18 protein-coding genes and 1 pseudogene are annotated in these 18,808 nt (G+C 72.4%); 6 read left to right on the top strand and 13 right to left on the bottom strand.

What is annotated here, in order from left to right; all coding sequences use genetic code 11:
- Positions 1–34 precede the first annotated feature (34 nt).
- The 7 genes from OG361_RS33055 to OG361_RS33025 are packed head-to-tail and all read right to left on the bottom strand — an operon-like array spanning position 35 to position 7,047.
- The gene (locus OG361_RS33055) at positions 35–820 is read right to left on the bottom strand and encodes an ABC transporter ATP-binding protein (protein ID WP_384569351.1); all 786 of its coding nucleotides are present in this window, start codon (positions 818–820) and stop codon (positions 35–37) included.
- The gene (locus OG361_RS33050) at positions 813–1,742 is read right to left on the bottom strand and encodes an ABC transporter permease (RefSeq protein WP_384569354.1); all 930 of its coding nucleotides are present in this window, start codon (positions 1,740–1,742) and stop codon (positions 813–815) included. The genes OG361_RS33055 and OG361_RS33050 overlap by 8 nt, the downstream gene beginning before the upstream one ends.
- Before the next feature lie 48 nt (positions 1,743–1,790).
- A complete protein-coding gene (locus tag OG361_RS33045) occupies positions 1,791–2,636 on the bottom strand; it encodes a glycosyltransferase (RefSeq protein ID WP_384569578.1) in 846 nt (281 codons plus the stop codon).
- A gap of 47 nt (positions 2,637–2,683) precedes the next feature.
- Positions 2,684–3,463, bottom strand: coding sequence for a CDP-alcohol phosphatidyltransferase family protein (locus OG361_RS33040; RefSeq protein ID WP_384569357.1), 780 nt, complete (start codon positions 3,461–3,463; stop codon positions 2,684–2,686).
- On the bottom strand, positions 3,441–4,502 hold the full coding sequence (locus OG361_RS33035; protein WP_405859393.1) for an iron-containing alcohol dehydrogenase family protein: 1,062 nt from the start codon (positions 4,500–4,502) through the stop codon (positions 3,441–3,443). Before OG361_RS33035 ends, OG361_RS33040 begins: the two co-directional genes overlap by 23 nt.
- A complete protein-coding gene (locus tag OG361_RS33030) occupies positions 4,490–5,227 on the bottom strand; it encodes a sugar phosphate nucleotidyltransferase (RefSeq protein ID WP_384569363.1) in 738 nt (245 codons plus the stop codon). The genes OG361_RS33035 and OG361_RS33030 overlap by 13 nt, the downstream gene beginning before the upstream one ends.
- Positions 5,224–7,047 (bottom strand): DUF5941 domain-containing protein, encoded by a 1,824-nt coding sequence (locus OG361_RS33025; RefSeq protein WP_384569581.1) that lies wholly within the window; start codon positions 7,045–7,047, stop codon positions 5,224–5,226. The genes OG361_RS33030 and OG361_RS33025 overlap by 4 nt, the downstream gene beginning before the upstream one ends.
- A 413-nt stretch (positions 7,048–7,460) precedes the next feature.
- Here OG361_RS33025 and OG361_RS33020 point away from each other — a divergent pair, with 413 nt between their 5' ends.
- The 3 genes from OG361_RS33020 to idi all read left to right on the top strand — a co-directional run bounded on the left by OG361_RS33020 (position 7,461) and on the right by idi (position 10,686).
- Positions 7,461–8,402: a cation diffusion facilitator family transporter gene (locus OG361_RS33020; protein ID WP_405859391.1), complete on the top strand. Its 942-nt coding sequence runs from the start codon at positions 7,461–7,463 to the stop codon at positions 8,400–8,402.
- Between the two features lie 249 nt (positions 8,403–8,651).
- On the top strand, positions 8,652–9,914 hold the full coding sequence (locus OG361_RS33015) for a GNAT family N-acetyltransferase (RefSeq protein WP_405859389.1): 1,263 nt from the start codon (positions 8,652–8,654) through the stop codon (positions 9,912–9,914).
- 151 nt (positions 9,915–10,065) lie between these two features.
- Positions 10,066–10,686 carry an isopentenyl-diphosphate Delta-isomerase gene (idi, locus tag OG361_RS33010; RefSeq protein WP_405859387.1) on the top strand — a complete coding sequence of 207 codons (621 nt, stop codon included), beginning with the start codon at positions 10,066–10,068 and terminating at the stop codon, positions 10,684–10,686.
- On the opposite strand, the gene OG361_RS33005 is transcribed toward idi, so the two are convergent.
- Positions 10,652–11,200, bottom strand: a complete 549-nt coding sequence (locus OG361_RS33005) for an ATP-binding protein (RefSeq protein ID WP_405862574.1) — start codon at positions 11,198–11,200, stop codon at positions 10,652–10,654. The genes idi and OG361_RS33005 overlap by 35 nt on opposite strands.
- 103 nt (positions 11,201–11,303) lie before the next feature.
- Positions 11,304–11,480 (bottom strand): annotated as a pseudogene (locus tag OG361_RS33000) (HdeD family acid-resistance protein); the annotation flags it as partial.
- Between the two features lie 65 nt (positions 11,481–11,545).
- On the opposite strand from OG361_RS33000, the gene OG361_RS32995 reads away from it, so the two are divergent.
- Complete coding sequence (locus OG361_RS32995; protein ID WP_405859385.1) at positions 11,546–12,289, top strand: enoyl-CoA hydratase/isomerase family protein; 744 nt, start codon at positions 11,546–11,548, stop codon at positions 12,287–12,289.
- Between the two features lie 3 nt (positions 12,290–12,292).
- On the opposite strand, the gene OG361_RS32990 is transcribed toward OG361_RS32995, so the two are convergent.
- Together OG361_RS32990 and OG361_RS32985 are read right to left on the bottom strand one after the other, a co-directional pair.
- The gene (locus tag OG361_RS32990; protein WP_405859383.1) at positions 12,293–12,934 is read right to left on the bottom strand and encodes a DJ-1/PfpI family protein; all 642 of its coding nucleotides are present in this window, start codon (positions 12,932–12,934) and stop codon (positions 12,293–12,295) included.
- A 74-nt stretch (positions 12,935–13,008) separates the two neighbouring features.
- Positions 13,009–13,983, bottom strand: a complete 975-nt coding sequence (locus tag OG361_RS32985; protein ID WP_405859381.1) for a GlxA family transcriptional regulator — start codon at positions 13,981–13,983, stop codon at positions 13,009–13,011.
- A gap of 127 nt (positions 13,984–14,110) precedes the next feature.
- On the opposite strand from OG361_RS32985, the gene OG361_RS32980 reads away from it, so the two are divergent.
- On the top strand, positions 14,111–14,977 hold the full coding sequence (locus tag OG361_RS32980) for an SCO6745 family protein (protein WP_405859379.1): 867 nt from the start codon (positions 14,111–14,113) through the stop codon (positions 14,975–14,977).
- A gap of 106 nt (positions 14,978–15,083) precedes the next feature.
- A complete protein-coding gene (locus OG361_RS32975; RefSeq protein ID WP_405859377.1) occupies positions 15,084–17,564 on the top strand; it encodes a Tex family protein in 2,481 nt (826 codons plus the stop codon).
- Positions 17,565–17,683: 119 nt separating this feature from the next.
- Here the strand turns inward: OG361_RS32975 and OG361_RS32970 are convergent, their stop codons facing one another.
- Together OG361_RS32970 and OG361_RS32965 are read right to left on the bottom strand one after the other, a co-directional pair.
- Entirely contained in the window at positions 17,684–18,085 is a 402-nt protein-coding gene (locus OG361_RS32970; RefSeq protein ID WP_384569391.1) for a hypothetical protein, read from the bottom strand.
- Positions 18,082–18,807, bottom strand: a complete 726-nt coding sequence (locus OG361_RS32965; RefSeq protein ID WP_405859375.1) for a 2-phosphosulfolactate phosphatase — start codon at positions 18,805–18,807, stop codon at positions 18,082–18,084. The genes OG361_RS32970 and OG361_RS32965 overlap by 4 nt, the downstream gene beginning before the upstream one ends.
- Between the last annotated feature and the right edge of the window lies 1 nt (position 18,808).

The following is an 18,808-nucleotide window of genomic DNA, read 5'->3' as shown; positions in this document are numbered from 1 at the left end:
GGCTCTCGCACAGCGGCTCGGCGACGGAGCAGGGTCAGCGGGCGGTCTCCCGCTCGTACGCCTTGAGGACCTCGTCGGTGGGGCCGTCCATCAGGAGCTGACCCTTCTCCAGCCAGAGCACCCGGTCGCAGGTGTCCCGGATGGACTTGTTGCTGTGGCTGACCAGGAAGACCGTGCCGGCCTCCTTGCGCAGCTCGCGGATGCGCTCCTCGGAGCGGATCTGGAACTTGCGGTCACCCGTCGCGAGCGCCTCGTCGATGAGGAGGACGTCGTGGTTCTTGGCGGCCGCGATGGCGAAGCGGAGCCGGGCGCCCATGCCGGAGGAGTACGTGCGCATGGGCAGGCTGATGAAGTCGCCCTTCTCGTTGATGCCGGAGAAGTCGACGATGCCCTCGTAGCGCGAGCGCACCTCCTCGCGGCTCATGCCCATGGCGAGGCCGCCGAGGATCACGTTGCGCTCGCCCGTCAGGTCGTTCATGAGGGCCGCGTTGACGCCCAGGAGCGAGGGCTGGCCGTCGGTGAAGACCTTGCCGCTCTCGGTGGGGAGCAGACCGGCGATGGCGCGCAGCAGCGTGGACTTGCCGGAGCCGTTGGAGCCGATGAGGCCGATGGCCTCGCCCCGGTAGGCGGTGAAGGTGACGCCGCGGACGGCGTGGACCTTGCGGACGCCCCGGGAGACCTCGGCCTTGCCGCGGCCGACGATCCGGCTGAGCGCCGCGGTGGCGCTGCCCTTGCCCCCGCCACCGGCGTTGACCCGGTAGACGATGTGGACCTCGTCGCAGATGACGGTGGGGACGTTGCCCTGGTTCGTGTCAGCCACGGCCGTACCTCTCTTCGGCCTTCCAGAAGTAGACGAAGCCGCCGATGCCGAAGACCAGGGCCCAGGCGAGGGCGGTGATCCAGACGTGGTCCGGCAGGTTCTGCGCGCCGTACCCCTCGATGAGGGCGAAGCGGATCAGGTCCATGTAGACGGCCGCCGGGTTGTACATGAGGATGTCGGCGATCCAGGCCGGCTTGTCGGCCAGCATCACCGGGATCGAGAACATCACGCCGGACGCGTACATCCAGGTCCGCATGACGAAGGGCATGAGCTGGGCGAGGTCGGGCGTCTTGGAGCCCATCCTGGCCACGATCATGGCGAGGCCCACGTTGAACACGAACTGCAGGAACAGCGCCGGGATCACCAGCAGCCAGCGGAGCGAGGGGTAGCTGCCGAAGGCGATCGCCACCGCCACGAGCACGATCATCGAGAACAGCAGCTGCTGGAGCTGCTGGAGCGAGAAGGAGATCGGGAGGGTGGCGCGGGGGAAGTGCAGGGCCCGGACGAGTCCGAGGTTGCCCGAGATCGCCCGGACGCCCGCCATGACGGAGCTCTGGGTGAAGGTGAACACGAAGATGCCGGTGACCAGGAAGGGGATGTAGACCTCCTTGGTCATCCCCTGTCCGGCACCCAGGATCAGCCCGAAGATCAGGTAGTAGACCAGGGCGTTGAGCAGCGGGGTCGCCACCTGCCACACCTGGCCCAGCTTGGCCTGGCTGTACTGGGCGGTCAGCTTGGCCGAGGAGAAGGCCAGGATGAAGTGGCGCCGGCTCCACAGCTCACGGACGTACTCGAACAGCCCGGGCCGGGCCCCGCTGACCGAGAGGCCGTACTTCGCGGCCAGCTCGGCCGAGGACAGGCCCTCGTCGACGGACGGGGGCGCGCTCGTCGCGACCGCCCCGCCCTGGTGTGTGTCACTCACAGTCGAAACTTTCGTGTTCAAGATGCGCGGCACGTCGGTACCACGATGTCAGACGACCGGGGGGCGACCCAACCGGGTCAGCCGCCACACCGTACGCCACCTCATGGGGCGGCGCGGTCCGCAGGGAGTGGCCCACCCCTCGCGGAATCCGCCGAACCACGCCTTGAGCGCGGAGGGCGAGGGCCGACGTGCCAGGGTGAGCAGGAGCCAGACGCCGAGATACACCGGCACCAGGGGCGCGGGCAGATTGCGACGTGCCAGCCACACTCGGTTGCGGGCCACGTTGAAGTGGTACGAGGCGTGGCGGGAAGGTGCGGTGGTGGGATGCAACAGCACCATGTCGGAACGGTAGTCGATCATCCAGTCGGCGTCGAGCGCGCGCCAGGCGAGATCGGTCTCCTCGTGGGCGTAGAAGAACTCGCCCGGCAGACCGCCGACTTCGGCGAAGACCTTGGTGCGGACGGCGTTGGCGCCGCCGAGGAAGGTGGTCACCCGCGAGGAGCGCATCGGGTCGGCGGCGCGCAGCCGCGGCACGTGCCGGCGCTGGGTGGCCCCGGTCTCCGGATCGGCGATGCGGAAGCTGATGATGCCGAGCCGGGGGTCGGCCGTGAAGGCCTGGCGGACGAGTTCGGCGGTGTCCGCGTGGGCGAGCAGCCCGTCGTCGTCCAGGAAGAGCAGGACGTCGACGTCGGTGCCGCCGGGGCCGAAGGCCTCGATGCCGACGTTGCGGCCGGCGGGGATGCCGACGTTCTCCGGCAGGTCGACGGTCCTGACCCAGTCGGGCACCCCGGTGACCGGGGTGCCCTGGCCGACGACGACGACCTCGACCGGCTCGCCCTCCTGCTTGGCGACCGAGTCGATCAGCGCGCGCAGGTCGTCGGGGCGGTTGCCCATCGTGATGACGACGGCGCCCACCCTGAGCGGCGTACTCACTGCCGGCCTCACTTCAGCCTGCTGGAGACCATGATCGACACCAGGTGCAGCACGGTCTGGAGCAGGGCGATGCCGGCGAGGACGGCGACACCGAGCCGGGTGAAGAAGAGGTCGCCCCGGACCTGGTCCGCGATCGCGAGGACCAGGATCAGGAAGGAGGCCTCGATCCCGAGGACCAGCCGGTGGAACTTGAGCGCGCCGGCGGCCCTGCGGGCCAGCGCCATGCCGGAGGAGCGCGGCTCGGAGGCGGCCTCCTTGACCGGCGGCAGCCCGCCCTGGTGCCGGGCGACGCCGACGAGGTCGGTCTCGGCCTTGATCAGGATGGCGCCGAGCGCGGCGAGGGTGCCGAGGAAGGCCCACAGCCAGTCGATCCGGCCCGAGCCCCACAGGTCGGCGGCGCGCAGGCCGAAGCCGACGAGGACCGCCGCGTCGCACAGATACGCGCCGACCCGGTCCAGGTAGACGCCGCTGAGCGAGAACTGCTGCTTCCAGCGGGCCACCTCGCCGTCGACGCAGTCGAGCAGCAGGTAGAGCTGGACCATCACCACGCCGAGGACGGCGCCCGCGATGCCCGGCACCAGGAGGGCCGGGGCGGCGAGCACGCCGAAGACGGTCATCAGGTAGGTCAGCTGGTTGGGCGTGACCCGGGTCGTCACCAGGCGCCGGGTGATCCGCAGCGAGATCTCTCGCATGTAGAGGCGCCCGCCCCAGTGCTCACCGCTCCGCCGGTCCTTCACACCCGGGGGGTGGACGACCGGGCGGAGCTCAGCTACCGATGGCTTTTGCATAGTCGGCGTACGCGTCCCTGATCTCTTCGTCGGACAGGTCGAGGTGTTCGAGGATGGTGAAGCGGCCCGGCCGGGTCTGCGGGGCGAAGGACACCGCCTGGACGAACTCGTCCACGGTGAAGCCCATCTCCTCCGGCAGGACGGGCAGCCCGTGCCGGCGCAGGGTCTCGACCATCAGCCCGGAGCCGTCCCGGGCACCGCGCAGGTGCATGGCGAAGGCCGCGCCGAGACCGCACTGCTCGCCGTGGCTGGCGGCACGGGTCGGGAAGAGCAGGTCGAAGGCGTGGCTGATCTCGTGGCAGGCACCCGAGGACGGGCGGCTGTCACCGCTGATCGACATGGCGATGCCGGACATGACCAGGCCCTCGGAGAGGGTGACGAGGAAGTCGTCGTCGCCCACGCCGCCGGGGTGGCGGAGCACGGCCTCGCCGGCGCTGCGGGCCATGGCGGCCGCGAGCCCGTCGACGGGCTCCCCGGTCTCGCGGTGGGAGAGCTCCCAGTCCGCGATGGCGGAGAGGTTGGAGATCGCGTCGCCGATGCCGGAGCGGACGAAGCGGACCGGCGCCTCCCTGATCACGTCCAGGTCGATGACGAGGGCGATCGGGGTCGGCACACCGTAGGAGCCGCGGCCGTTGTCGTTGTCCAGCGTGGAGATCGGGGAGCAGATCCCGTCGTGCGACAGGTTGGTGGCGATGGCCACCAGCGGCAGCCCGACCCGGGCCGCCGCGTACTTGGTCACGTCGATGATCTTGCCGCCGCCGAGGGCGATCACGGCGTCGTACCGCTTGCCGCGCATGGCGTCGGCGAGCTTCACGGCCTCGTCGATCGTGCCGCCGGAGACCGGGTACCAGTCCGCGCCCGGCAGCTCGGGCGCGAACTGGTCACGCAGCTTCAGGCCCGAGCCGCCGCTGATGGCGACGGCGATCTTGCCGTTGCTGGAGATCCGCCGGTCCGCGAGGAGCGCGGACAGGTCGTCCAGCGCTCCTCGGCGGATGTCGACGACGACCGGCGAGGGGATCAGCCGGGTCAGTACTGGCACGCGATCTCACGGCCCTTCGCGAGGTCGTCGTGGTTGTCGATCTCGACCCACTTGACGTCGCCGATGGGGGCCACGTCGACGGTGAAGCCGCGGTTGACCAGCTCCTGGTAGCCGTCCTCGTAGTAGAGGTCGGGGTCGCGCTCGAAGGTGGCCTTCAGGGCGTCGGCGAGCTCCTCGGCGGCCTCGGGCTCGATCAGCGTGACGCCGATGTACTCGCCGGTGGCGGTGGCCGGGTCCATCAGCTTCGTGATGCGCTGGACGCCCTTGCCCTCGGCGGTGATGACCTTCATCTCCTCGTCGGCGAGGTGCTTCACCGTGTCGAGGGCGAGGATGATCTTCTGGCCGTCGCCGCGGGCGGCGAGGAGGGTCTTCTCGACGGAGACCGGGTGGACCGTGTCGCCGTTGGCGAGGATCACACCGCGCTTGAGGACCTCACGCGCGCACCACAGGGAGTAGGCGTTGTTCCACTCCTCGGCCTTGTCGTTGTCGACGAGGGTGAGCTTGAGGCCGTACTTCGCCTCCAGCTCCTCCTTGCGGTCGTAGACGGCCTCCTTGCGGTAGCCGACGACGATCGCGACCTCGGTGAGGCCGATCTCCGCGAAGTTCTTCAGCGTGAGGTCGAGAACGGTGGTCTCGCCGTCGACAGGCACGAGGGCCTTCGGAAGGGTGTCGGTGTAGGGGCGCAGACGCCGTCCGGCACCGGCTGCCAGTACGAGACCGATCATGCTGTTTCTCCTTCGTCGTGAACGGCGGGTGCTCCGGAGGAGACCCAGAAGCGGATGGACTCCACGAGCACCACGAGCGCGACGGCGACCGCGAGGGCGGTCAGTGCCAGGGTGAAGTCGTCACCGCGGTCCGCCAGCAGGGCGGCGAGGACGGCCACCAGGAGCGTGCGCCCCTCGTGTCCGCCGGTGACGCGCACCAGCCACGCGGGCGGCGCGCCGGTGCCGCCGCGAATGCGGTACACCGTGTCGTAGTGATGGTAGGCGACCGCCGCGACCAGGCCGAACGCCGCCGGGAGGGCGTGCGCCGAGTCGGAGCGGGCGGCGAGCACGAGGACGGTCGTGTACTCGGCGGCGCGGAAGAGCGGGGGGACGAGCCAGTCGAGGGCGCCCTTGAGGGGGCGCGCGACGGCCGCGCCGGCGAGCACCGCGTAGAGGACCGCGACGATCACGATCTGCCGGTCGCCGAAGGGCCGGGCCAGGACCGTGGCGAGCAGCGCGGCGGTCCCGATCGCGGCGAGCACGACGCCGGGGGCGCGCAGGCCGGTACGGGCGAGGGCGCGGGCGACGAGGCCGGCGAGCGGGCCGGAGTCCGCGAGGTCGGCGAGCGCCTGGGCGGCCCGGTCGGTGCGCTTCGCCTTGCGGGTGAGGGAGCGCAGGACGCGGCCCGCGGTGGTGTAGCAGGCGCCGAAGGCGCAGCCGATGATCAGCGCCCAGAAGACGATCCGGGGGTTGGTGACGGCAGTGAGGACGGCGATCATCGCCCAGCGCTCGCCGATCGGCAGGATGATCATCCGGCGGGCCCAGACGGTCCAGCCGAGGCTGTCGAGCCGGTCGGAGAGGGCCGCGGTGGGGCTGGTGTTGGCCGTGGCGTCGTGGTTGGCCTCGTTGAACGAGAAGTCCACGACGTGCCGGCAGGTCATGAGGACCATGGCGCCGAGCGCGAGGGCCCATACGTCGTCGCCGTTGCGGGCGGCGCCGAGGGCGAGGCCCGCGTAGAAGGCGTACTCCTTGGCGCGGTCGAAGGTCGCGTCGAGCCAGGCGCCCATCGTCGAGTACTTCAGCGCGTACCGGGCGAGCTGCCCGTCGGTGCAGTCGAGGACGAAGGAGACGAGGAGGAGGACGCCCGCGGCGATGTAGCCGCCGCGCTCCCCGGTGGCCGCGCAGCCGGCCGCGATCAGCGCGGTGAGCAGCGAGGCGGTGGTGACCTGGTTGGGGGTCAGTCCGCGGCGCGCGCACCAGCGGGCGATGTAGCGCGAGTACGGGCTGATGAAGAAGGTGGTGAAGAAGCCGTCGTGCGCCTTGACGGCCGAGCGGAGGCGTACGGCCTCGTCGTCGACGGCGTCGACGGCGGCGCGCGCCTCGCGGCGGGCCTCGGCGTCGGTGGGCACGGTGGCGACGAGGGTGCCGAGCTGGGGCCGGTGCACGGCGACGCCGTCGGCGTCGAGGGCGTCGGCGAGCGTGCCGGTGAGGTCGTCGGCGAGTGCGTCGGTGCCGGCCTCGGTGCCGGTGGCCCCCGCGGGCACGGTGGCGGCGGTCAGGGCGCGGGCGAGTGCGGGGCGGGCCCCGCTCTGCGCGGTGAGCGCGCCGGGTGCGGCCGCGGCCGGGAACCGGGGGTCGGTGAGGGCGAGGCGCAGCGCGTGCAGGTGGCCGACGAACCGGGGGTCGACGAGCGCGACGCGCTCGGCCGCCGGGACGGATGCCAGCAGGGCGCCGGTCTCCTCGGCGCCGGAGGCGATCCGGACGTCGAAGCCGAGCGACCGCAGATCACCGTCGAGCGAGGATCCGGGTGCCGGCGGGCCGGTGAGGATGGCGGTCGACAGACGAACTCACTCCTTGGAGCTGACGGAGGGGCCGGCGGGGCCATGGCGACCCCGGGCGCGGCGGTGCGGCCCGGCACCGGGCGGCGGCACGTCGGCTGAGGCTATCGGATGAACGGAGCGCGAGTTCACCGAGGCTTGGCGGGCCGGACTCCCCCGGGCCCACCTGTGGCCTCACGGGTGCGCCGCCTCCCGCGGAGATCATCATCGGCGATCGGTGACCCGCCCCACAAACCCCGGCCGGCTCCCGCCGCGAGGGTGCCTGGTGGCCACTTCCCGCCATGGCCGGTCCCGACCGCATCTCCGCAGGTCAGAGCATATGACAACGGTGTTCAGTACCGTGTTGCACATACCCCCCACCCGTAGTTCACTTGCCACCTGGGGCAGACGGAACGACTTGATCGGGAGGCCATCTCATGGGGGCTGGACACGACCACGGGCACAGCCACGGAGGGCCGCCGCCCACGGGCACCGCGGGGGCCGCGTACCGGAACCGGCTGCGGATCTCGCTCGGCATCACGCTCTCCGTGATGGTGATCGAGATCATCGGCGGTGTGGTCGCCGACTCACTGGCCCTGATCGCCGACGCGGCCCACATGGCGACCGACGCCGTCGGCCTCGTGATGGCGCTGCTCGCGATCCACTTCGCCAACCGGCCGCCCACCATGAACCGCACCTTCGGTTTCGCCCGGGCCGAGATCCTGGCGGCGCTCGCCAACTGTCTGCTGCTGCTCGGCGTCGGCGGGTACGTGCTGTACGAGGCGATCCAGCGGTTCCTGGAGCCGGCCGAGACCAAGGGCGGTCTCACGATCGCCTTCGCGGTGGTCGGCCTGGTGGCCAACATGATCTCCCTCTCCCTGCTCGCACGGGGTCAGAAGGACAGTCTCAATGTGCGCGGGGCGTATCTGGAGGTGCTGGCGGACGCCCTCGGCTCGGTGACGGTGATCGTCGCGGCCGTCATCATCCTCGCCACGGGCTGGCAGTACGCCGACCCGATCGCCTCGATCGTGATCGGCCTGATGATCGTGCCCCGGACGGTCAAGCTGCTGCGCGAGACGCTGGACGTGCTCCTGGAGGCGGCCCCGAAGGGCGTCGACATGGCGGAGGTGCGGGCCCACATCCTGGCCCTGCCGGGCGTCGAGGACGTCCACGACCTGCACGCCTGGACGATCACCTCGGGGATGCCGGTGCTCTCCGCCCACGTGGTGGTGGACCAGGGCGCGCTGGACTCGGTCGGGCACGAGAAGATGCTCCACGACCTCCAGGGCTGCCTGGGCTCCCACTTCGACGTGGAGCACTGCACCTTCCAGCTGGAGCCGGAAGGGCACGCGCAGCACGAGGCGAAGCTCTGCCTCTGAGAGCTCCGGCCCTCAGAAGAGCTCCGCCTCCGAAAGAGCTCTGTCTCTGGGATGCGGGGCCTGTTAGCCTCTCGATTACGTACACGTGTGGAGAGGAGCTGAGGTTGATGACCGTCGCGATGGAGGCTGCCCAGTGCGGCAGCGCCCGGTCCAGCTTCAGCTCCCGGGTCACCGGCTGACCTGATCCCGGTCTTCCCACCGGTACGTCACGTCGTCGGCCGGGGCCCTCTCACACAAGGGTTTCCCACGTTGTCCGACAACGCTCTGTACGACTCCTTCTTCGCCCTGCACCACGGCCTTCCGCGGCAGGGTCCGGGCTCCGACACCACCACCCGTCGGCTCCTCGCGCTCGCGGGGAGGCTTCCGGAGCGTCCGCGCGTGCTCGACCTGGGCTGCGGCCCGGGTCGTTCCGCGCTGCTCCTGGCCGCCGAGGCGGGCGCCGAGGTGACCGCCGTCGACACCCACGAGCCGTTCCTCGCCGAGCTGCGGGAGACCGCCGCGGCGCGCGGGCTCGACGGTTCGGTCCACACCCTCCGCGCCGACATGGGCGCACTGCCGTTCCCCGACGGCTCCTTCGACCTGGTCTGGGCCGAGAGCTCGGTCTTCGTGCTCGGTTTCGACCGGGCCCTGGCCGAGTGGCGCAGGCTGCTCGCGCCCGGCGGCACGCTCGTGCTCACCGAGTGCGTGTGGACCACCGAGGAGCCGGGCCCCGCGGCCCGCGTCTTCTGGGAGGACCACTACTCGCTCCGTACCGTCGCAGGGAACGCGGCGGCGGCGGTCGAGGCCGGCTACCACGTCCTGGGCACCGTCCCGCAGCCGGAGAGCGACTGGGACGAGTACTACGTTCCGCTCGCCGCGCACGCGGATGCGGCCGACATCACCGTGCCGGGCATGGCCGAGGCCGTGGCCGGGGCGCGCACCGAGATCACCCTGCGGCGCGAGCACGGCGGTGACTACGGCTACGCCGGTTTCGTCATGCGGCCGGCCGATCCGCGCTGGCGCGTCCGCCAGGAGACCGCGGAGGACGCCTCGGCGGTGCGGCGGGTCGTGTCGACGGCCTTCGGGTCGGTGGACACCCCGTCGGAGGTGGAGGCCGATCTGGTCGACAACCTCCGGCTGGACGCCGACGCCTGGCTGCCCGGTCTGTCGTACGTGGCGGAGGCCCCGGACGGCACGATCGCGGCGCACGCGCTGATCACCCGCTGCCGGGTGGGCGGCGCCCCCGCGGCGGCGCTCGCGCCGGTCTCGGTCGCCCCGGAGTACCAGCGGACGGGGGCCGGACAGGCCGTCGTGCGGGCGGTGCTCGACGCGGCCCGGCTCCGGGGAGAGCCGTTCGTCCTCGTCCTGGGCCATCCGGAGTACTACCCCAGGTTCGGATTCGTACGGGCGTCCGAGTATGGAATCAAGCCAGGTTTCGAGGCTCCGGACGAGGCCATGATGGCGCTCGTTCTGGACGGTTCCGAGCCCGTCCCCCCGGGCACGCTCGTCTATCCGGCGGCTTTCGGGGTATGACGGTCTTCTGAGCTCCACCCGTTCCTGCCGCACCGGGGTACTCCGGTGCGGCGGGAGCGGCGTTGTCCGGCCGATGAAGTGCGGACAAGCCGCCTTTGTGCGGCAGACTGGGGTGGCCCCACCGGGCCGAGGACCGAAGCGAAGGACGGGTATGCCGACCACACCAGCCACAGTGGCTCAGATCTCGCCGGAGATCATGTCGAACGGCGTCCAGCCGTCCGGAGCCCCGGCGCCGATCATGCTCGAACTGGTCGACGAGGACGGAACGACCATCGGCACGGCGGAGAAGCTCGCCGCCCACCAGGCGCCGGGACAACTGCACCGCGCCTTCTCCGTCTTCCTCTTCGACGAGTCGGGCCGGCTGCTGCTCCAGCGCCGGGCGCTCGGCAAGTACCACTCCCCCGGCGTCTGGTCGAACACCTGCTGCGGCCACCCCTACCCGGGCGAGGCGCCGTTCGCGGCGGCGGCCCGGCGCACCTTCGAGGAGCTCGGCGTCTCGCCCACGCTGCTCGCCGAGGCGGGCACCGTCCGCTACAACCACCCGGACCCGGCGTCGGGCCTGGTGGAGCAGGAGTTCAACCACCTCTTCGTCGGCCTGGTGCAGGCCGAGCCGCGGCCGGACCCGGAGGAGATCGAGGACACCGCCTTCGTGACCGCCGACGAGCTGGCCGAGCGGCACGCCGCCGCGCCGTTCTCCGCCTGGTTCATGACGGTGCTCGACGCGGCGCGGCCGGCCGTCAGGGAACTGACGGGTCCGTCCGGGGGCTGGTGACCGTCGCCTCCTGGGGTACTCCCCCCGGCCCCGGTGCCATCGGGGCCAGGGGCAGCGCCGCCCAGATGATCTTGCCGCCGCTCGCCGTGTGCTCGACGTCGCAGGTGCCGCCGGACTCCTGGGCGATCTCCTTCACCAGGAGCAGCCCGCGACCTCCGGTCTGCCCGTAGTCCGCCTCCAGCGCCTTGGGGCGGTACGGGTGATTGTCCTCGACGGACACCCGGACCCACTCGGGGCCGATCGCCACCTCCACCGCTATCTCCGGCGAGAGCAGCGCCGCGTGCCGCACGGCGTTGGTGACCAGCTCGGAGACGATCAGCAGGACCCCGTCCATGATCTCTTGGTGGACGGGGACTCCCTGGCGGACCAACAGGTCGCGTACGGCGTGCCGGGCCTGCGGGACGGAGACGTCGACCGCGGGTGCGGTGAAGCGCCAGACTCCTTCGTAGGACGGTGACCGGGTGGGCACACCTCCGTGGGTGTCCACGGTCCGGTTCCCACCCTCGTGCTCGATTCTCGCCACGGATCGAGTCTTGGCAATGCGCGTGGGCAGACCGGCCTACTGACCAGAAGTCGACACTTATCGGCCACCTTCTGATCGGGTGGGTATGCCAATGTCAGTTGTTCGACTGATCCCGCGCGCTTTCCGAAGGCTCCGGATCCGAGGGCTCCGACGGGAGTTTCGGCGACGGCTCCGGCGGCCCGCTCGACACGGGGAGCGGCGGCGTCACCATACCGACGATCCGCCGGCCGCCCACGCCGATCGCGATCGGACCGAGGCCGTCGAAGAGCAGCAGGGGCCTCCTCGGAGCGCCCCTTCCTGATCGTACGTTCGGGTAGGACGGATAGCATCCGGCCCATGGAGCCGCAGCTGAAGGACAGCGTCACGGACGGGGTCGCCACCGTCGTCATCGCCAACCCCGCCAAGCGCAACGCGATGAGCGCCGGCATGTGGCGCGCGCTGCCCGCGGTGCTCGACCGGCTGGCCGCCGACCGCGCGGTGCGGGCCCTGGTCCTCACGGGCGAGGGCGACACCTTCTGCGCCGGGGCGGACATCTCGACGCTTCGGGAGCCCGGTGACGAGCAGCAGAGCCTCGCGGTGCGGGCCGAGGAGGCGCTCGCGGCCTTCCCGAAGCCGACGCTCGCCGCCGTCCGGGGCTTCTGCGTCGGGGGCGGCAGCCAGCTCGCCGCCGCCTGCGATCTGCGCTTCGCCGAGGAGGGTGCCCGCTTCGGGATCACACCCTCGAAGCTCGGCATCGTCTACCCGTCCTCGTCGACCCGCAGGCTGACCGCGCTCGTGGGCCCGTCGACCGCCAAGTACCTGCTGTTCTCCGGTGAGTTGATGGACTCGGAGCGGGCGCTGCGGACCGGGTTCGTGGACGAGCTCCATCCGGCGGGCGAACTGGACAAGCGGGTGGCCGAGTTCGGCCGGGTCCTCGTCTCTCGCTCGCTGCTGACCCAGGCGGCGGCGAAGGAGTTCGCAGACGGGCGCGTGGACCGGGACGCGCACTGGGCGGAGCAGGCACGCGGCAGCGGCGACACCGCGGAGGGGGTCGCCGCCTTCCTGGAGCGCCGCGCGCCCCTCTTCACCTACGGGGTCTGAGCCTCAGCCCTCCTGGACGGCGGCCGGCCCGCCGCCGCGCCAGTGCGCGACGATCGCGGCCGGGGCCTTCTCCGGGGAGCCCGCGTCGTACGGCGGCTGCGGGTCGTACTCCGTGAGCAGCTGGATCGTCTGGGCGGTCTCGTCGCCCGCGATCCGGCCCAGCAGGTGCAGCGCCATGTCGATGCCGGAGGAGACCCCGGCGGCGGTGACGTACTTGCCGTCGAAGACGACCCGCTCGCCGGTGGGTTCGACGCCCAGGGCCCGCAGCTCGTCGAAGGCGAGCCAGTGGGTCGTCGCCCGGCGGTCCTTGAGCAGTCCCGCGGCGGCGAGGACCAGCGAGCCGGTGCAGACGGAGGTGGTCCAGGTGCTGGTGGCGTCGGCGGTACGGAGCCAGTCGAGGATCTCCGGGTCGTGCATGGCCGACCGCGCGTCGGGGCCGCCGGGGACGAGGACGATGTCCGGGGCCGGGACCTCGGCGAGCGTCCGGTCGGCGACGAGGGCGAGGCTGCCCTGGTCGTTGCGGACCGGGCCGGTCTCCTTGGCCACGAAGACGGTCTCGGCCCCGGGGAGGCGGGCCAGGAGCTCGTACGGCCCGACGGCGTCGAGCGTGGTGAAGCGTTCGTAGAGCAGGACGGCGATCTGCATGGTGGTCCCTTTCGATGGCGGTGGGCACGGATTCGGTGCCGGTGGGCGCGGTGCCGAGGGCGGTGGGTGCGCAGTCAGGTGACGGTGGGTACGTGGAAGCGGCGGCGGTACTCCGCCGGGGCGGTGCCCAGCGCCTTGACGAAGGCGCGGCGCATCGCCTCGGGGGTGCCGTAGCCGGAGTCGCGGGAGACCTCCTCGACACCGCGCGTGGTCTCCTCCAGGAGGCGCCGGGCGTGTTCGAGCCGGACCCGGTCGACGTAGCGGCCGGGGGTGGTGCCCGTCTCGGCGTGGAAGGCGCGGGCGAAGTGGCGGGGCGAGAGCCGGGCGCGGGCGGCGAGCGCCTCGACGGAGAGGTCGCCGGAGGGGTGCTCGGTGATCCACTGCTGGAGGTCGCGCAGCGGCTCCCGGTGCGCGGTCTGGGCGGAGAGCTGGGCGCTGAACTGGGCCTGGTTGCCGGGGCGGCGCAGGAAGACGACCAGGTGGCGGGCGACGGTGAGGGCGACGCCCCGGCCGAGGTCCTCCTCGACGAGGGCGAGCGCCAGGTCGATGCCGGCGGTGACGCCGGCGGAGGTGGAGAGCCGTCCGTCCCGTACGAAGATGGGGTCCGGGTCGACGTCGACCTCGGGGTAGCAGCGGGCCAGGTGGTCGCAGGCGGTCCAGTGGGTCGTCGCCCGGTGTCCGTCGAGGAGCCCGGCCTCGGCGAGGAGCAGCGCCCCGGTGCAGACGGAGACCAGCCGCCCGGCGCGCGGGGCGTGCGTACGCAGCCACTCGATCAGCGCCGGATCGGGGCTCCGGGTGCCCTCGCCGCCGGGAACGACGAGGGTGTGGGGGGCGCCGTCGGCGACGGCCCCGGCGAGGGTGGTGTCGGGGAGCAGACGCAGCCCGCTGTGCGTACGGACCGGTCCGCCGTCCAGGGAGGCGGTGCGGATGGCGTATGCGGACGGGTCCCCGGCGGCGCGGGCGGCACCGGCGAACACCTCGAAGGGGCCGGTGACGTCGAGGCTCTGCACGCCGTCGAAGAGGACGACGAGTACGGGTCGCTGCGTCATGCCTCCATCCTTGGCGGGCCCGGCGATGTCCGCAACGACGCACATCCCACCTTTTCTGCCATCGGACGTGGCCTCTCGCCCCGTCCGGCTGTTCCCGTCGTACCGACCAGTCGGTAACCTTCGCTTCATGACGACTGCTCTGCCGCCGCGCGCGGGACGCCGCTGCCACAACGCCCTCAACCCGATGCACTCCACGCTCTACTTCTCGCCCGACCTGGACCGCGAGTTCACCGCTCTCGGCTTCACCGACCAGAGCGCGATGCGGCTCGCCGCGCGGAGCGCCGCGCTCGGCGCGGTGGGCGCGGGCACGGTCGCCGCGACCTTCTACAACTACAACCACGAGCTGCTCGCCCGGCACCTCCCCGCCGTCTGGGAGACCGCCTCCCCCGCCGACGTCCTGGCCGCACGGCTGCGCACCGCCGACGCGACCCTGCGCAGGCTCCTCGGCGAGGACGCCGTCTCCTCCCCGGAGATGGCCGAGGCGGCGGTCCTCGCCCTGCGCGCCACGGAGGCCTGCACCCGGCACGCCCGGCCGCTCTACTCGGCCAACGCGGACCTGCCGGTGCCCGAGGAACCGCACCTCGCCTACTGGTACGCCGCGACCCTGCTGCGCGAGCACCGGGGTGACGGCCACCTGGCGGCCCTGCTCTCCGTCGGGCTCGACCCCGTCGAGGCGCTCGTCTCCCACACCGCCACCGGCAAGGGCATGGCCCCGCGCTGGGTCCTCGGCTCGCGCGGCTGGCGGCGCGCCGACTGGGAGGCGGCTGCGGAGCGGCTGCGCGGCCGCGGGCTCCTCGACGCCGAGGGCGAGCTCACGGAGGCGGGTACGGCCCTCCGCGACGAGCTGGAGCGGCACACCGACCGGCTGGACTCCGCCCCGTACGAGCACCTCGGCGCGGCGGGCGTCGAGCGGCTCACCGAGCTGGGGCGCGGCTTCCTCGTCACCGCGGCGGTCGCCGGCGCCTTCCCCGCGGACCTCACCGGCAAGGGCTGACGGGAGCGGGGGACGCGCGCGGGACGGGTCGGTTACCGCATCCGGGTGACCGACCCGGCACAATGCACTCGCAAGCTTGAGGCACGAGAAGGCGAGTCGGGACACCGTGACGACGTCCATCGAAGCAAGGATCGCCGAGGAGCTCGGCGTACGCGAGCGACAGGTGAAGGCGGCCGTCGAACTGCTCGACGGCGGTTCGACCGTGCCGTTCATCGCGCGCTACCGCAAGGAAGCGACCGAGATGCTCGACGACGCGCAGCTGCGCACCCTCGAGGAGCGGCTGCGCTATCTGCGCGAGCTGGAGGACCGCCGGTCGGCGATCCTCGACTCGGTACGCGAGCAGGGCAAGCTGACGCCGGACCTCGAGGCCCGGATCCGGGCCGCCGACACCAAGGCGCGTCTTGAGGACATCTACCTGCCCTTCAAGCCGAAGCGCAGGACGAAGGCCCAGATCGCCCGCGAGGCCGGTCTGGCGCCGCTGGCGGAGGGGCTGCTGAGCGACCCCTCGGTGGAGCCGACGGCCGCCGCCGCGGCCTTCGTGGACGCGGACAAGGGCGTCGCGGACGCCGCCGCCGCCCTGGAGGGCGCGCGGGCCATCCTCACCGAGAAGTTCTCGGAGGACGCCGACCTCATCGGCGAGCTGCGCGAGCGCATGTGGGGCCGCGGCCGGCTCTCCGCGAAGGTGCGGGACGGGCAGGAGGAGGCGGGGGCGAAGTTCGCCGACTACTTCGACTTCTCCGAGCCGTTCACCGCGCTGCCCTCGCACCGGGTGCTCGCCATGCTGCGCGGCGAGAAGGAGGACGTGCTCAGCCTGGACCTGGAACCCGAGGAGCCGTCCGAGACCCCCGGCCCGTCCTCGTACGAGGGGATCGTCGCGCACCGCTTCGACGTGGCCGACCGCGGGCGCCCCGGCGACAAGTGGCTCCAGGACACGGTCCGCTGGGCCTGGCGGACCCGCATCCTGGTCCACCTCGGGATCGATCTGCGGCTGCGGCTGCGGACGGCCGCCGAGGACGAGGCGGTCCGGGTCTTCGCGGCCAACCTGCGCGATCTGCTGCTCGCCGCGCCGGCCGGTACGCGGGCGACGCTCGGCCTCGACCCCGGTTTCCGTACCGGCGTGAAGGTCGCCGTCGTCGACGCGACCGGCAAGGTCGTGGCCACCGACACGATCTACCCGCACGTCCCGGCCAACAAGTGGGACCAGGCGCTCGACAGGCTGGCGCGTCTCGCGAAGCAGCACGCGGTCGAGCTGGTCGCGATCGGCAACGGCACGGCCTCCCGCGAGACCGACAAGCTGGCGGCCGAACTCCTGGCCAAGCACCCGGAGTTGAACCTGACCAAGGTGATGGTCTCGGAGGCCGGCGCCTCGGTCTACTCGGCCTCGGCCTTCGCCTCGCAGGAACTCCCCGAGCTCGACGTGTCGTTGCGCGGCGCCGTCTCGATCGCCCGGCGGCTCCAGGACCCGCTCGCCGAGCTGGTGAAGATCGACCCGAAGTCGATCGGTGTCGGTCAGTACCAGCACGACCTGGCCGAGGTGAAGCTCTCCCGCTCGCTGGACGCGGTGGTCGAGGACTGTGTGAACGGTGTCGGCGTCGACGTCAACACCGCCTCCACGCCGCTGCTTTCGCGGGTCTCCGGCATCAGCTCCGGTCTCGCCGAGAACATCGTCGCGCACCGCGACGCCAACGGCCCCTTCCGCTCCCGCAGGGCGCTCAAGGACGTGGCCAGGCTGGGCCCGAAGGCGTACGAGCAGTGTGCGGGCTTCCTGCGCATCCGGGGCGGCGACGACCCGCTCGACTCCTCGGCGGTCCACCCGGAGGCGTACCCCGTGGTGCGCCGGATGGCGAAGACGACGGGCGGCCAGGTCGCCTCGCTCATCGGCGACACGGGCACGCTGCGCTCGCTGCGGGCGGACGACTTCGTCGACGAGACCTTCGGTCTGCCGACGGTGACGGACATCCTGCGCGAGCTGGAGAAGCCGGGCCGCGACCCGCGCCCGGCGTTCAAGACGGCCACCTTCAAGGAGGGCGTCGAGAAGATCGGCGACCTGACGTCCGGGATGGTGCTGGAGGGGGTCGTCACGAACGTGGCCGCCTTCGGCGCGTTCGTGGACATCGGCGTGCACCAGGACGGGCTGGTGCACGTGTCGGCGATGTCGAAGACCTTCGTGAAGGACCCGCGCGACGTCGTGAAGCCCGGCGACGTGGTCAAGGTGAAGGTCATGGAGGTGGACATCCCGCGCAAGCGGATCTCGCTGACGCTGCGGCTGGACGACGAGGCGGGCGCGGACGCGTCCGGCGGCGCGCCCAGGCGGGGCGACCGAGGTGAGCGCGGGGAGCGCGGGGAGCGGACCGACCGGGGCGGCCGTCCGCCGCAGCAGCGCCAGGGCGGCAGGGCCGCCGGTGGCGGCACTGGCGGTGGCGGCGCTGGAAGTGGCGGGGGCCGCCGGAACGAGCGGGGCGGAAGGGACGAGCGGGGCGGGGGCGGCAGGGACCGCTCGTCGGCCCCCGCGCCGGGCAACAGCGCGATGGCGGACGCCCTCCGCAAGGCCGGTCTCCTGGGTGAGGGCGGCGGCAAGCGCAAGTAGGCGTGCGCGAGGGCCCAGGAGGCGGTACGTAGGCCGTACCGCCTCCTGGGCCCCGCCCCCGCTGCCGTACGAGAGAGGCCACAGCCCGGCGGGCTGTGGCCTCTCGCGTGCGGGGGCGGCTACGGCAGGAAGCGCAGCGCCCAGTCCGCGCGGTTGGCGACCGTCAGGTCGTCGTCGTCCGTGAGGGGCCGCAGGACCCGGTCGGCCGTCTTCGGGTCCGACTGGACCAGCTCGACGATCTCGGCGGCCAGGCCGTCCTGGTCGTCGCCGAGGTCGACGGCCGAGGCCCGGATCAGGTCCGGGAGGGCCTCCGGGCCGCCGAGGGCGGCGAGGACGCCGCCGAGGAGCTCACGGGCGTAGGCGTTCCGTTCCGTGAGGGCGCGGTCCAGTTCCGCCTGGAGGCGGGGCAGGAGACCGGCGTCGCCCGAGGCCGCGATCTCGTCGGCGAGGTCGATCGTCTCGTCGACGTCCGCGTCCAGATCGTCCAGCATCTCGGTCAGCCGGGTCAGTAGGTCGGTCATGGTCCTGCCTCCTGGAATGCGCCGTCCACGAGGACGGGGACGGTCGTCGAGCTGTCGATCTCGGCGGCCACGGCCACGTCCTGCGGAAAGCCGTACTCGTACAGTTCACGGCCCGAGTCGCAGCCGTGCAAGGCGGCGACCGGGTCCTCCGTCGCCGCCCACAGCGTCGCCGCCGCGGCCGCCTCGGGGGTCGGCGTGCCCGTACCCGCGAGGGCGGAGAGCACCGCTCCCGCGCCCAGCAGGTCTTCGAGGGCGGGGCGCAGCGAGCCGTCGGGCCACCGCTCGCCGGAGGCGATGACGGCGAGCGGACGGTCCTCGGAGCCGTACCCCCGGTCCGTGAGCCAGCGGGCGACGGCCGTGCGGTTGCGCAGGGAGGCGGCGACGACGGTCGCCCCGCCGGCCTCCGCCGCGATCGTGGAGCCGTTCGGGGACGGCAGGACCAGCCGCGACGGCACCGGGGCGGCGCGCAGGGCCGCCGGGGAGAGCGTCCACGGGTGGTCGGGGGTCGCCTCGCCGCGGCCGACGGCGAGGGTGGCCCCGACGCGCTCCGCGTACGCGGCGGCTGTCGCGTCCCGCCACCGGTACGGGTGGACGGCCGCGCCGGCCTCGACCGCGACGCCGACGGACGTGGTGAACGAGAGCACGTCGACCACGACGACGCAGGCGGCCGCCGGGGCGAGGGCCCGTGCCTCGACGGGCCCCCAGCCGAAGGAGATCGTCATG

This window comes from Streptomyces sp. NBC_00090 (assembly GCF_045160815.1).
GTDB lineage: Bacteria > Actinomycetota > Actinomycetes > Streptomycetales > Streptomycetaceae > Streptomyces.
The sequence above is the reverse complement of the archived record's forward strand: the minus strand, read 5'-3'. Positions and strand labels throughout refer to the sequence as shown.